The organism is Roseovarius sp. PS-C2, assembly GCF_018862045.1.
GTDB lineage: Bacteria > Pseudomonadota > Alphaproteobacteria > Rhodobacterales > Rhodobacteraceae > Roseovarius.
In genome coordinates, this window is sequence record NZ_JAHKSQ010000005.1 from 386,998 (window position 1) to 400,102 (window position 13,105).

Sequence of the window (13,105 nt, forward strand, 5' to 3'; positions counted from 1 at the left end):
AAGGGGCCGGCATCTGTCGGCCTTTTCGCCTTTTCAGGCCCTTTCGTCCTTGGGCGAACCCATCACCACATAGGACGTAATCGCATGGACCTGCGGCAGGGTGCCCAGAACGTCGGTGTGGAAGCTTTTATAGGCGGTCAGGTCGGCGGCCTCGACCCGCAGCAGGTATTCCACGGCGCCGGTGATGTTGTGGCATTCCACCACCTCGGGGGCGCGGGACATGGCGCGCTCGAACGCCTCCTGGCTGGCCTTGGTGTGCGTGTTCAGCCCGACCGTGACATAGGCGGTGAATCCGACGCCGAGCGCGGTGCGGTTCAGCACAGCGCGATAGCCCGCGATCACGCCCGTCCGCTCCAGCGCCGCGACCCGGCGCAGGCAGGCCGAGGGCGACAGGCCGACACGCTCGGCCAGATCGAGGTTGCTGATCCGGCCATCATGCGCAAGTTCGTGCAATATATGATCGTCTATTTTATCCATGACGGCGAATAATTGCATATAAAATTCCTCAGCGCAAAACAACGCAATTCAAATGCGCGATGTGCCGCATAAGATTGCGGTCATGACACTTGATTTGCTGACTGCCCTTGTGGCCTTTGCCTTTGTCACGGTGATCACACCGGGGCCGAACAACCTGATGCTGATGGCGTCGGGGGCGAATTTCGGGTTTCGCCGGACGGTGCCGCATATGCTTGGGGTCGGTCTTGGCTTTCCGGGGATGGTGTTTCTTGTCGGTATCGGCGTGATGCAGGTGTTCGACCTGTGGCCAGCCAGCTACGCGATCCTGAAAACCCTGAGCGTGGCGTATCTGCTGTATCTGGCGTGGAAGATTGCCCATGCCACCCCGCCAAGGGAGGTCGCAGCCGAGGGGCGGCCGCTGACATTCCTGCAATCGGTGGCGTTCCAGTGGGTGAATCCCAAGGCCTGGAGCATGGCGCTGTCGGCGATCACGCTATATGCCGCGAGCCGCGATCTGGCGGCGGTGCTGTGGGTGGTGGGCATCTATGTGGCCGTTTCCGTGATCAGCACGACCGGCTGGACTGTTCTGGGCCAGCAGATGCGCCGCCTGCTGAAAAGCCCGGCGCGGTTGCGGATTTTCAACTGGGTGATGGCGGCTCTGCTGGTGGCGACGCTGATTCCCGTGTTATGGCCCGCGCAAAGCTGATCCACGCGGAGCCGCCCTGTCATGGCGCTGACCCTTTGGCACACGGCGCAAACCCATTGCGCCACGTTCGATAGATTGCGCGACCGGATCGCGCCCGGACTCGAACTGCGCCATGTGGTGCGGCCCGAGTGGCTGGCCCGGTCGCAAGGGGGTGTCCCAGCCGATGTCGCCGCCGAAATCGCCAGTGCCGCAGGGCAGGCAGAGGGCCCGGTGCTGTGCACCTGCACCACCATCGGGCCGGTGGCCGAGACGGTGGGCGCCTTGCGGGTGGACTGGCCGATGATGCAGGCCGCCGCCCGTTTGGAGGGCGCGATCCTGGTGGCCTATGCGCTGGACAGCACCCGCGACGTGAGCCTTGCGCTGCTGGACCGCGCCCTGCAGAAGGAGGCCCGCCACGCCGAAGTGCGCCCGCTGCCCCTGGCGCAGTTCTGGCCGCTGTTCGAGGCGGGGGAACGCATGGCTTTCGACGCCAGTATCGCCGCCGGTATCCGCGAGGCCGCCCGCCGGGTGCCGGGGCTGGGATGCGTGGTGCTGGCGCAGGTGTCGATGGCGGGGGCCGCGCCGCTGCTGGACGATCTGGCCGTGCCGGTCCTGAGCGCGCCGGACCTGGCGTTGCGGGCGGCGATGGAAATGTGAATTGCAGACTCTTGATTTAGGTCAAGGAATACATTTCGAATCTGGCATGTAATCATCCTGAAGACTGCGCGTGGCAGAGATCGAAGCGGGTGTATCATGTCCAACCTCGTGAAAACCGCCCTGTTGGGGGCCGCGATCCTGGCCGGGGTGGCCCTGCCGCGGGCGGGTCATGCGCAGGACATGCAGGACTTGTCCGCACCTATCGCCGCGCCTGAGGCGCAAGGGATGGCGATGGGTGCGGATTTCATGAATCTCTGGCGGTCGGTTCCGTGTGAGGAACGGGTCGCCGGGATGCTTGCAATGGACCGGGACTGACCGGGCAAATTGCGTTTCCTTCCAACTTGCAGCCCCGTGCCGATGGCCGGGGCTGCCTTTTTTGGCTTGCCCGAAAGGGTGGCGATTGCAAATTGCCGCACACGCAGCCATATATCGCTGCGTCAATCTTGGAGTTTGCGATGACCAATTACCTCGACTTCGAAAAGCCTCTGGCCGAGATCGAAGGCAAGGCGGAAGAACTGCGCGCGATGGCGCGGGCAGGCGAGGGTGTGGATGTCGAGGACGAGGCCGGGGCGCTGGATCGCAAGGCCGCCGACATGCTGCGCGATCTCTACAAGACGCTGACCCCCTGGCGGAAATGCCAGGTGGCGCGGCACCCGGACCGGCCGCATTGCCGCGACTATATCCGCGCGCTGTTCACCGAATACACGCCGCTGGCCGGCGACAGGAACTTTGCCGACGATCACGCAGTGATGGGTGGGCTGGCACGGCTGAACGACCGCCCGGTGGTGGTGATCGGCCATGAAAAGGGCAACGACACCAAATCGCGCATCGAGCGGAATTTCGGCATGGCCCGCCCCGAAGGGTATCGCAAGGCCATTCGCCTGATGGAACTGGCGGACAAGTTCAATCTGCCGGTGGTCACGCTGGTGGACACCGCCGGGGCCTATCCCGGCAAGGGCGCCGAAGAGCGCGGCCAGTCCGAAGCGATTGCGCGCTCGACCGAGAAATGCCTGCAGATCGGCGTGCCGCTGGTCAGCGTGATTATCGGCGAGGGGGGCTCGGGCGGGGCGGTGGCCTTTGCCAGCGCCAACCGCGTCGCGATGCTGGAGCATTCGATCTATTCGGTGATCAGCCCCGAGGGCTGTGCCTCGATCCTGTGGAAAGACGCCGAGAAGATGCGCGAGGCCGCCGAGGCGCTGCGCCTGACGGCGCAGGACCTGATCAAGCTGGGCGTGGCGGACCGGGTGATCGACGAACCGCTTGGCGGCGCGCATCGCGACCCGGCGACGGCGATCGCGGCGGTGGGAAAGGCCATTGAAGCAATGCTGAGCGAGCTCGATGCAAAGGACCGCGAGGGCCTGATCAAGGACCGGCGCGAGAAGTTCCTGAAGATGGGGGCAAAGGGACTGACCGGCTGAGCTTGTTCAGGCCGTGACATTGGGGGCCCTGCCCCCGTCGCCGCAAGCGGCGACTCCCCTGGGATATTTCCAGCAAGAAGAAGGGGTTGCGCCCGGTTGAAGGCTCAGGTTTGCGCGGGATCAGGGCCCGGGCGTGTCCTGTACCTTGCGGATCGCCCACAGGGTTGTGACCGGGCCGATCAGTTCGAACACGACCGTCGTCGCGATGGTGAGGCCCAGGATCAGGTCGGCCCAGTCGGGAAATTCGCGTGCCGCGATCAGCGCCATGCCCACGGCCACCCCGGCCTGCGGCAGGAGCGCGAGGCCGTAGTAAGGCCGGTGCGCCGGGGGTGCGCCTGCCAGGGCACCGCCGAGCCAGCCGCCGACCAGCCGCGCGCCGATGCGCAGGGCGATATATGCCCCGCCGATCATGCCCAGTTGGCCCAGAAGGGTCAGGTCCAGAGAGGCCCCGGCGAGCAGGAAGAACAGGATCATGAACGGCCACTGGATATGTTCGATCTCGTGAAAGGCGCGTTCGTGATGCGGCGCGGTGTTGGCGATCACCGCCCCCACGGTCATTCCCGCCAGCAGGAAGGACACCTCGGCCCAGATCGACAGGCCGGCGGTCAGGAAGACCAGCCCGAGCGCCTCGGTCAGCAGCGGTTCGCCTTTTTGCAGGCGGCCTGTCAGGAACGCCGCAGGCAGGCCGATGGCGGCCCCGATAAGCAGCGCGCCACCGATCTCCCATCCCGCATCGGCCAGCAGGTGCCAGTCCGCCGCGCCGTTCAGGCTCATGGCGAAGACCACGGCCAGGGAAAAGGCGATCAGGCCCCAGGCGTCGTCGATGGCGACGATGCCCTTGACCAGATCGACGAAGGGCCCGCGCTGGCCGCTTTGGCGGATGGCGTCCTGCGTGGCGGCGGGATCGGTGGCGGTGGCGATGGCCCCCAGCACCAGCGCCACCGGCGCGGGCACGCCCAACAGCCACAGCCCGGCCGCGACCAGCCCCATTGTGACCAGGACGATCAGCACCGATACCGACAGGATCGCCCGCCCGTGGCGCACCAGCACCTGCCCGGTCAGGGAGCTGCCCAGTATGAAGGCCACCATGGTCAGCGCGACCACTGACAACACATCGTAGAGCGCCTGCAGTTCCGCCGGGATCAGATCGAGCCCGGCTCCGCCGACGGCGATTCCGCAGGCCAGAAGGACGGTGACGCGGGGCAGTTTCGTGCGGTGGCCGATGGCGTCCGCCGCCAGCCCCACGAGGAACAGCGCCCCGAGCGCGATAAGCAGGACGGGAAGGTTCATGGTTCAGGCCACCAGCATCCGCAGGCCCTGCGTGACATCCGAGCGCACGGCCAGCCGCAGGCCCGGCTCGTCCCCGGCCTTGAGCGCGGCGATGATCAGGCGGTGATAATGCGGTGGGTCCTTGCGGCGCAGGCGCCCGTAGAGGGCGCGCATGGTCGGCCCCAGCTGCAGCCAGACGGTTTCGGCCATGGCCAGCATCGCCGGGGCTTGCGCGCGCAGGTAGAGCGTGCGGTGAAATTCGAGATTGCGGCGGATATAGGCCACGGCATCCTGCCGGGCGATATCTTCGGTGATGCGCGCGTTGATGCTTTGCAGCCGTTCGATCAGGGCGATATGCGCGCGCGGCAGGGCGCGGCTGGCCAGTTCGACCTCGAGCAATGCGCGCAGGGCGGCCAGTTCCTCGATCCGGTCGTTGCTGAGATCGGGGGTGGTGACGCGGCCCGAACTGGACACGGTCAGCGCGCCCTCGGCGGAGAGGCGGCGCACGGCCTCGCGCGCGGGGGTCATCGACACGTCGAACTCGGCGCCGATGCCGCGCAGGGTCAGGGCCTGACCGGGGGGCAGTTCGCCGTGCATGATACGGCTGCGCAACCCGCGATAGACGCGGTCATGGGCCGACGGGGCCGGATCGGGGCGCGGATTGAGCAACATGGGTTATTTGTGATCACACAATGCGCCCGCGTCAATCGGGAATGCGTCTCAGTCATCGAACCTGTAGCGGTGCAGATCGCTGCCGTGGTCGCGCAGCCAGCGGCGCGGCCCCTCGTAACCGGGATACAGCCGGGCCACATGCGCCCAGAAGGCGGGCGAGTGATTCATCTCGGCCAGATGCGCGACCTCATGCGCGGCGACATAATCCAGCACCTCGGGCGCGGCCATGATCAGCCTCCAGGAATACATCAGCCCCCCGTTCGACGAGCACGACCCCCAGCGGGAGCGCGTATCGCGCAGGGTGATCCGCGCATAGGGCCGCCCGAGCGCCTGCGCGTAGCGGTCCGAGGCCGCCGCCAGCCGATCCCGCGCCAGCGTTTTGAGCCATGCCTGAAGACGCACGGCGATATTGTCAGCCGCGCCGGGCACGGCCAGTTCATTTTCGGCAAGGACGACACGGCGCCCGCTGGCGGGAATGATTCGCCGCAACCGTCCTTCGACCGGAATTTCCGCCCCCATCGCCACCGCTGTCATTTGCGGCTGCGCCTGCAACTGGGCGCGCAGCCAGTCCTCTTTCGAGCGGGCGAAATCCAGCGCCGCGGCGCTGCGCACCCCCTGCGGGAGGGTCAGTGTCACCCGCCCGTCAAGCCGCGACACACGCAATGAAATCCGCCGCGCGCGCGACGACCGGCGCAGGGTCAGTTCCACGGGGGGGTTGCCCGGCAGGATATGTTCGCCCATATGCCCTCCTGATCACGCTGACGCATGGCGTTGCTTAAAGGCTTTGACACCTTGTTCGCGTTATGGCAGGTGGCGCTGATCGTCGACAAGACAGAAAGATGTGAGGGGATTACCCATGCCCAAGGAAGAATGGGGCGTCAAACGCGTTTGCCCGACCACCGGAAAACGGTTCTACGACCTGAACAAGGATCCGATCGTCAGCCCCTACACGGGTGAGATCGTCGAGTTGGAAACCGGCAAGAGCCGGTCGATCACCGCCGATGACGAAGACGCCGAAACCAAGAAGATGAAAGGCGCCGAAATCGATTCGGATGCCGAAGTGCTGGACGATGACGACGTCGATGTCGATCTGGGCGATGACGTTCTGGACGATGACGACGACGACAACGTTTCGCTGGACGAGATCGCGGACGTGTCCACCGAGGACAACGAAAACTGATTGCGAAAAGGCGGGATTTTCCACTTGATCCCGCCTGCCGCTTTGCCTAGATAGCGGCGAACACAGGGCCGGATGGCCAATGTGACGGGGCCTTAGCTCAGCTGGGAGAGCGCTTGCATGGCATGCAAGAGGTCAGGGGTTCGATCCCCCTAGGCTCCACCAATTACCATTGAAACCATTGGATAATTTCGGGGTCTGGGCGATGTGCCCCTACATTGCCCCTAAATTTTACGTGATAGGTGCATCCCCCGGCAGGGGATGATTGCCCCTGTGCCGGGCCATGAGTCGGGCTTTGCCGTTCCAGACCTGTCCCAGAACGGCGATTGACGATGGACTTACCCGGAGCGCCCAAACTCAGCCCAGCTGAAAGCCGCGCGCATCGTCGGATGCGGCTTCGGACGTGGTTGACGCCCTGCGCGCCGCCGGTTCATCCACCCTCGCCCGTACGGTCAACCAGCTATTGCAGGCGATCGGCTTCGGTTTGTGGGTCGAGCGCCGGGCCCGCGCCGATGGAGTCGAGATAGTGGTCGATCATTTCGGTTCCGGCGGCGGAGGCCGGAGTGTAGCCATCGCCTGTCGGGGCCGAAACGCTCAGTGCCACGGCCCAGCCTGCGGAGTCCCGGCAGGCGACGAGGCGGTTTGAAACGGTGTCGGCGGTTTCGACGACGATCACCCTGCACAGGCCACGGTCGGTTTCGAAGCTGCCGAGCACTCGGGCAGGGCCCATGTTCTCGATATCCAATGTCGCGCCAGTTGGGGTATCGGACAAGAGCTGCGCCACGTCGTTCAGGCCGGTCGCGGTGTCCGGTGTGTTGCCACCTTTCAGGCTCCAGCCCAGCCCTATGCCGATTGACAGGGCTGCCGCGAGCGCCACCGGCCAGGCGAGTGCACGGCGGCGCAACGGCACGACGTTGGTCTCGTCCGGTGAGCGTTGGCCGTGCGGAGTGTTGGCCGCTTCGATCAGCCGCTCGGGAATCTCGTCTTGCGCGAAGGCGGCCCGCAGCGCCGCGGCGGTTTCGGAGAAGATCGCGTAACGGGCGGCAAGGTCGGGGTCGCGTTCGACCCTTGCACGCAGGGCGCTGGCCTGCATGTCATCCAACTCGCCGTCTGCAAGGGCCATAAGCATTTCGTCACTCACGTGTTCGGTTTCTCGGGAGGTCATCGCGCTTCTCCTTTTCGGCGCGTGTCTGGGGCGGCAATCCCCAGGTCGCTGGCCAAGGCGGTGCGTGCCCTTGCCAGCCGGCTCATCACGGTGCCAAGCGGCACGTCCAGCATCTCTGCCACCTCGCGGTAGCGCAATCCCTCGACGCAGACCAGAAGCAGAACCGCGCGTTGGTCCTGCGGCAGCCGATCCATCGCGGTGCGCACCCGCGCGAGTTCCAGCCGGGCCTCGGTGACCTGTCTGCCATCCTCGCCGATCAGGGCGTGGGGGGCATCGGTGTCGTCGATGGCGACAACCGGGCGCGTTGCCCTGTGGGTGTCGATCCATGTGTTCCGCATGATCCGAAACAACCAACTGTCGAGCCTTGTGCCGGGTGTGAACCTGTTCAGGTTTCCGAGGCCCTTTTCGACGGTTTGCTGAACGAGATCGTCCGCCTGATCCCAGCTTGGGGCCAGGGATCGCGCAAAGGCCCGCAAACGCGGGAGCATGTCGACGATCTGTTGTCTTATCGGGTCGGTCACGAGTGGTGTCCTGCCAAATGGTCCGCGTTCGGGCGGTTTACAGAGGGTATAACGTGGGCCGGATGTCAATTATTCCGCAAAATCGCCGAAAAATATCTTTCGCCGGGAATAATCGTGATGCCGGTGCGTTATATGTAGACAATATGCGTTTGCACGCGCTCCGGCCCGCAACACAGGATCATTGGCGATGAGCGACCGAAACGATGATGGCCCCGACCTGACGCGCAGGAAGTTCCTGACACGGATCGGCCTTGCCGGAGCAACGGCTTATACGGCCCCCGCGCTTACCCATTTGGGGATGGCGCATGCTTCGGGCGCCGGTGGCTCGGGAGGAGGAGGCGGTGGCGCCGGTGGCGCCGGTGGCTCGGGCGGATCGGGGGGCGGTGGCCGGTTCCTGCGGCGAAGAACAGTGCGCCGCACGCGGCGGCGTGTGGTGCAACGAACCCCGCCACCGCCGCCCGAACTCATTCTGTTCCTGCCCATCGGCATCGGGGCGGACCCTGTGCGGGAGGCCGGATACACCGTGCGGGCAGAGGCCGCGAACACGACGCTTGGCGGTACGCTTTACAGGTTGGGTCTTCCACCCGGCGTGTCGCCAGAAGACGGGACTGCGCAACTGGCCGCGCTTTTGCCCGGTGCGACAGTGGACGAAAACCACATCTACACCGCTGACGAGTTTCTTTGCGACGATGACGGTTGCGCCGCGCATCACATGATTGGCTGGTCCGGCTGGCCAAGCATATATGCGCCGCGCATCGGGATGGTCGATACCGGTATCAATCAGGACCACCCGGCGCTTGCCGGTCAGAACCTGATCGTGCATCAGGCCGATCTTGGGGAGCGGGCCGAAGCCGGCAGAAAACACGGCACCGCGATTGCGGCCATGCTGGTGGGGCGTCTGGATTACCGCGTGCCGGGGCTGTTGCCCAATGCCACGCTGGTTGCGGTCGAAGCCTTCCATCAAGGGTATTACGGTGAACAGGCGGATGTCTTTTCACTGGCCTCGGCGGTGGACATTTTGGGTACTGCTGACGTGAACGTCATCAACATGAGCTTTTCGGGTCCGCGAAACGCGATTCTGGGGCAATTGGTGCAGCGCATGGCCGAACAGGATATTGCGGTCGTGGCCGCTGCCGGGAACGAGGGGCCGGGGGCCGATCCGGTCTATCCCGCCGCTTTCGAGCGGGTCTTGGCCGTGACGGCCATCGACCGGAACGAGCGCGCCTACAGGCAAGCCAACCAGGGCGGTTATATCAACTTTGCCGCGCCCGGTGTCCGTATCTGGGCTGCCGCATCGGTTTCCGGGGGGCGCCTGAAATCCGGCACCTCCTATGCCGCGCCTTTTGTGACCGCAACTCTGGCGGTGCAGCGCCTGCGCGCGCCGGGCGTTCCGCTGGAGCAGATCGTGGATGAGATGAACCGCTGTGCGAAGGATCTGGGGGATGCCGGGCATGATCCGGTTTTCGGGCATGGCCTTGTCGCCGCGCCGGGGCAGTGTTTCGCGGACGATCCGCAACTTTTTCCGGTTGCCGGGGAATAAATCCGCCGAGGTTTCGTTTTCCTTACAAGGCCGCATCGGGACGTGGCCGACGGAAACCGAAAAGGAGAAGACCGATGGCTGACAACAACGATATCAACATTTCCCGCCGCCGCATGCTGGCGCGGCTTGGTTTGGCAACGGGCGCGGCCTATGTCGCGCCGGTGATGATGCACCTCAGTGCCGCCCACGCTTCGGGCGGGTCCGGCGGCGGAGGCGGTGCAGGTGGTTCGGGCGGTGGTTCGGGCGGGTCCGGTGGTTCGGGTGGCTCGGGCGGTGGACGTGGCGGCTCGGGTGCTTCGGGCGGTGGGCGTCGGTCGGGCCGCGGAAGGGGCCTGGGCCAGGCCGTGCGCGGCGCGATGCGCGATATCGGCATCCGATACTGAGATGCCGACAGGCCGGGAAACCACTCACGGTGGGGCGCGCTTCGGGCGCACCCCTCAGTCGCGTGTCGCAACGCTGACCTTTCCGGGTGCGCCGCATGTGATCGAACTGCATGACAGCGACATGTTGTGCAGAACTCTTGAAACGGTCATGCCCGCCTGGACGGGAACTATGGCACACGGGCCGGTGGAGGGTGCAACGCCTGTAACCACCATCCGGCAGCACGAGGACGGCAGTTTCAGTTTCCGGTCCCGGTGGGGGCAGCGCCCGTTGACCGATCTGGGGCAGGCCGGGGCGACCTGCGGGGCGGTGGCCGATATTACCCAGTCCTATCTGGATGCGCGGCCCGGCATTTTCGGGCTGCATTGCGGTGCGGTGCGGATCGGGGGGCATCTGATCGCGTTCACGGGCACGTATCGGGCGGGCAAGACCACGCTGGTCACGCGGCTGGGGATCGAGCCGGATTTCGAGCTGTTTTGCGACGATGTCTTGCCGATCGGCACCGATGGCAAGGCGGTCGCGCTTGGAATCCAGCCGCGGCTGCGCCTGCCGTTGCCCGATACGGTCGCGCCCGGTTTTGGCGATTACGTTTCGCGCAGCCTTACGGTGCAGGATCATCGCTACGGTTATGTTTCGATCCCGACCCAGGCACCACGAGGCACGCGCGCGCCGCTGGCGGCGCTGGTCGTGCTGTCGCGTCGGGATTGCGGCCCGGCGCGGTTTCACCGAATGGAACCCGCCGAGGCCGCAGCCTATCTCATCCGTCAGAACATCGCCGATCCGGGCGAGGCCGAGGCGCATTACGATCGGGTTGCCGCAATGGCCGAGGGCCTGACCTGCCTGCACCTGGTCTATTCGGATCTGGAAGAGGCGGTGGGGCTGGTCCGGGCCGCGTTCGAGGCTCCGGCCATTCCCGCGACCGATCTGGATATCGGTGCGGCTCTGCCCCCCGAAGACCCGGACGGGGAAGGAGAACCCGCCGATCTCGACGGGCTCTTTGTCCGTGCGGAGGATGTCAGCGACCGCCAGATCGGAACCGACACGTTCCTGTGGCAAATGGACCGGCGCAATTTCTTCAGCCTCAATCCCGTGGGGGGCGGGGTCTGGGCCTTGTTCGAAAACCCAGTTACCGGCTGGGAGATCGTTGCCACATTGCGCGAGGTCTTTACCGATGTCGCACCCGACGCCATCGGGGCGGATGTGTCCGCGCTTTTGGGGCAGATGCGGCAGGCGGGTCTTGTCATCCTGCACGACGCCGGCCCGGAACTGGACGATACCGAACAGAATTGAACGGGGTGTCTTAGCCCCCTAAAACTGTGCCAGTATCTGAGTGCCAATGGGGCCCAGAAACCGAAAGGCCGCTGACTGGGCTGGCACCCGCGTCAATGGCCAAATCGAAAAGTTTGCTGAAGTTGGACACCAGATCGCGCCCGTGATCGCAATCGCGGGAGGGGCCGATGTCTGAGGTTCTGCCTTTCTGCAAGATCGAGCTTCAATACCTTCTGGAGATGGTCACGGACCACGATCTGGACGACAACGCCCAGCGCGTGGCCCTCTACCTGGCACTGGCGCATGCAAACCACGAGACCGGCGAGAGCCGCCCGTCTTTCGAGACCATAGGTGCCGCCATCGGCAAACACGCCAAGTCGGTGAAACGGGCGCTGAACAAGGTCGAGGCGGCGGGCTACATGACCATCGAGCGGGGCACCAACAAGGGGAAATCGTCGCGCTACCGCCCGACCGAAGCGGCCATGCGGCGGGCCACAGATCGCCGCAGGGAGGGGGACAGGATCGCCCCCCGAACAGAGAACAAGAACTTAGAAAAGAACAGGGGCGCGCGTCCGCGCCGGATTTGCCCGATGATGGGCAATCCGGCGGAACGCGTCCGGACCTGGTGTTTGTCCCGAGGGGTATCTGCTTTGTCCGGGATTGGGATGCGCGGCTGGCCCGGGAAGGGATGACCACGCTGGAGCGCAGCCTCCCCCTGTCACCGCACGAGCATCACCTGGACTTCTGGCTTCCGGCGCGAACACCGGCCCCGGTGGATAGCGCGCAATGGCAGGCGCAGTTACGTCTTCCGCAGGATGTCGCCCCGACCTTGGAGGAGAACCGCCATGCGGTCTGAGGAAACAGCAAGGCGACCCATGTCATACGCTGGCGCTTCTGACACGGGACCTTGCGAGGGGCGGCAAGCCTCCCCTTGGCGGATTCAACCGGTCGTCGCAACGGTTCCAAATTGGAGGTTGTGATGACAATCCGCAAACGTGCCTCGGGGCACAGCACACGAAGCAAGCTATCTTCGCCAGGGCGACCGCGTGCGGCGTTGCGCTCTCAGCAGGCCAAGTTCTGGCAACTGATCGAACAAGGCGTTTCCAGCGAAGAGGCTGGCGTGCAAGCTGGTGCGTCTGCCCCGGTTTGCAGTCGTTGGTTTCGAGAGGCCGGAGGCATGCCACCTTCAACGTTCGCAAATTCGTCTATGCCGCTTTCCGGCCGGTGCCTTTGTTTTTCCGAGCGTGAAGAGATCGCTTTGTACCGAGCACAAGGCCTTGGTGTCTGTGCTATTGCTCGGAAGATTGGACGCTCTGCGTCCACCATTTCTCGGGAACTTCGCCGGAATTCCGCGACACGTTCCGGAGGATTTGAGTATCGCGCAACCACCGCTCAATGGCACGCGGATCGCGCGGCACGTCGACCCAAGGCAACAAAACTGGCGCAGAAAGCCGCCTTGCGGCAGTATGTCGTGGACCGGCTTTCAGGTCAGGTGTCTGACAGTAACGGGCACATCATCAGCGGCCCCGACGTGCCATGGACAAAAAGGCGATCTGTGCGTCGGCAACATCGTAGATGGGCAACGGCCTGGAGCCCGGAACAAATCGCGCGCCGTCTGCCGCTAGACTTTCCGGATGACCCAATGATGCGTATCAGCCATGAGGCCATTTACCAGTCCTTGTTCATTCAGGGGCGTGGCGCGCTACGCCGGGAGTTGGTTGCCTGTTTGCGCTCCGGACGGGCGTTGCGTGTCCCGCGAGCCCGGCTGTGAACGGCGGAGCAATACTCGGCCACGGTAGCGACGGCATAGTGTTGTCGCGGGCGGCGTAAAAGTCGTCCACTTTTGCCCTTTCGGATTTCGGGAGGGCTTGGGGATATACACCGTGGACTTGTAT

16 protein-coding genes, 1 tRNA gene and 1 pseudogene are annotated in these 13,105 nt (G+C 64.8%); 12 read left to right on the top strand and 6 right to left on the bottom strand.

The features are described from left to right. Positions 1-33: 33 nt before the first annotated feature. Positions 34-477, bottom strand: coding sequence for an Lrp/AsnC family transcriptional regulator (locus KPG71_RS12125; RefSeq protein WP_084729019.1), 444 nt, complete (start codon positions 475-477; stop codon positions 34-36). A gap of 82 nt (positions 478-559) precedes the next feature. Here KPG71_RS12125 and KPG71_RS12130 point away from each other — a divergent pair, with 82 nt between their 5' ends. The 4 genes from KPG71_RS12130 to KPG71_RS12145 all read left to right on the top strand — a co-directional run bounded on the left by KPG71_RS12130 (position 560) and on the right by KPG71_RS12145 (position 3,216). Beyond that, positions 560-1,162 (top strand): LysE family translocator, encoded by a 603-nt coding sequence (locus KPG71_RS12130; protein WP_216338319.1) that lies wholly within the window; start codon positions 560-562, stop codon positions 1,160-1,162. Positions 1,163-1,183: 21 nt separating this feature from the next. Further along, positions 1,184-1,798, top strand: a complete 615-nt coding sequence (locus KPG71_RS12135) for a hypothetical protein (RefSeq protein ID WP_216338320.1) — start codon at positions 1,184-1,186, stop codon at positions 1,796-1,798. A 96-nt stretch (positions 1,799-1,894) separates the two neighbouring features. Next, positions 1,895-2,113 carry a hypothetical protein gene (locus KPG71_RS12140; protein ID WP_216338321.1) on the top strand — a complete coding sequence of 73 codons (219 nt, stop codon included), beginning with the start codon at positions 1,895-1,897 and terminating at the stop codon, positions 2,111-2,113. 140 nt (positions 2,114-2,253) lie between these two features. After that, positions 2,254-3,216: an acetyl-CoA carboxylase carboxyltransferase subunit alpha gene (locus KPG71_RS12145; protein WP_216338322.1), complete on the top strand. Its 963-nt coding sequence runs from the start codon at positions 2,254-2,256 to the stop codon at positions 3,214-3,216. A 120-nt stretch (positions 3,217-3,336) separates the two neighbouring features. Here the strand turns inward: KPG71_RS12145 and KPG71_RS12150 are convergent, their stop codons facing one another. Genes KPG71_RS12150 through KPG71_RS12160 form a run of 3 tightly spaced genes read right to left on the bottom strand, consistent with a single transcriptional unit; the run spans position 3,337 to position 5,898 of the window. After that, on the bottom strand, positions 3,337-4,506 hold the full coding sequence (locus tag KPG71_RS12150) for a cation:proton antiporter (RefSeq protein ID WP_216338323.1): 1,170 nt from the start codon (positions 4,504-4,506) through the stop codon (positions 3,337-3,339). Positions 4,507-4,509: 3 nt separating this feature from the next. Then, the gene (locus tag KPG71_RS12155; protein ID WP_073034237.1) at positions 4,510-5,157 is read right to left on the bottom strand and encodes a GntR family transcriptional regulator; all 648 of its coding nucleotides are present in this window, start codon (positions 5,155-5,157) and stop codon (positions 4,510-4,512) included. 48 nt (positions 5,158-5,205) lie between these two features. Next, entirely contained in the window at positions 5,206-5,898 is a 693-nt protein-coding gene (locus KPG71_RS12160; RefSeq protein WP_216338324.1) for a M48 family metallopeptidase, read from the bottom strand. Positions 5,899-6,013: 115 nt separating this feature from the next. On the opposite strand from KPG71_RS12160, the gene KPG71_RS12165 reads away from it, so the two are divergent. Together KPG71_RS12165 and KPG71_RS12170 are read left to right on the top strand one after the other, a co-directional pair. Next, positions 6,014-6,337, top strand: coding sequence for a TIGR02300 family protein (locus KPG71_RS12165; protein ID WP_216338325.1), 324 nt, complete (start codon positions 6,014-6,016; stop codon positions 6,335-6,337). An 86-nt stretch (positions 6,338-6,423) separates the two neighbouring features. Further along, positions 6,424-6,499 (top strand) — tRNA-Ala (locus KPG71_RS12170). Between the two features lie 295 nt (positions 6,500-6,794). Here KPG71_RS12170 and KPG71_RS12175 read toward each other — a convergent pair. Beyond that, a complete protein-coding gene (locus KPG71_RS12175; protein WP_216338326.1) occupies positions 6,795-7,499 on the bottom strand; it encodes an anti-sigma factor in 705 nt (234 codons plus the stop codon). After that, positions 7,496-8,020 (bottom strand): sigma-70 family RNA polymerase sigma factor, encoded by a 525-nt coding sequence (locus KPG71_RS12180; protein WP_216338327.1) that lies wholly within the window; start codon positions 8,018-8,020, stop codon positions 7,496-7,498. The genes KPG71_RS12175 and KPG71_RS12180 overlap by 4 nt, the downstream gene beginning before the upstream one ends. Positions 8,021-8,207: 187 nt before the next feature. Between KPG71_RS12180 and KPG71_RS12185 the strand changes: the two genes are divergently transcribed. From KPG71_RS12185 to KPG71_RS19635, 6 genes and pseudogenes are all read left to right on the top strand, one after another. Beyond that, positions 8,208-9,560 (top strand): S8 family serine peptidase, encoded by a 1,353-nt coding sequence (locus KPG71_RS12185; protein WP_253196212.1) that lies wholly within the window; start codon positions 8,208-8,210, stop codon positions 9,558-9,560. Between the two features lie 74 nt (positions 9,561-9,634). Beyond that, positions 9,635-9,943: a hypothetical protein gene (locus tag KPG71_RS12190; protein WP_216338328.1), complete on the top strand. Its 309-nt coding sequence runs from the start codon at positions 9,635-9,637 to the stop codon at positions 9,941-9,943. A 1-nt stretch (position 9,944) separates the two neighbouring features. Beyond that, positions 9,945-11,231 carry a PqqD family protein gene (locus KPG71_RS12195; protein ID WP_216338329.1) on the top strand — a complete coding sequence of 429 codons (1,287 nt, stop codon included), beginning with the start codon at positions 9,945-9,947 and terminating at the stop codon, positions 11,229-11,231. A 167-nt stretch (positions 11,232-11,398) separates the two neighbouring features. Then, positions 11,399-11,902, top strand: coding sequence for a helix-turn-helix domain-containing protein (locus tag KPG71_RS12200; protein ID WP_216338330.1), 504 nt, complete (start codon positions 11,399-11,401; stop codon positions 11,900-11,902). Then, entirely contained in the window at positions 11,899-12,066 is a 168-nt protein-coding gene (locus KPG71_RS12205) for a hypothetical protein (protein WP_216338331.1), read from the top strand. The genes KPG71_RS12200 and KPG71_RS12205 overlap by 4 nt, the downstream gene beginning before the upstream one ends. A 351-nt stretch (positions 12,067-12,417) precedes the next feature. Then, positions 12,418-12,969: pseudogene (locus KPG71_RS19635) on the top strand (transposase); the annotation flags it as partial. Between the last annotated feature and the right edge of the window lie 136 nt (positions 12,970-13,105).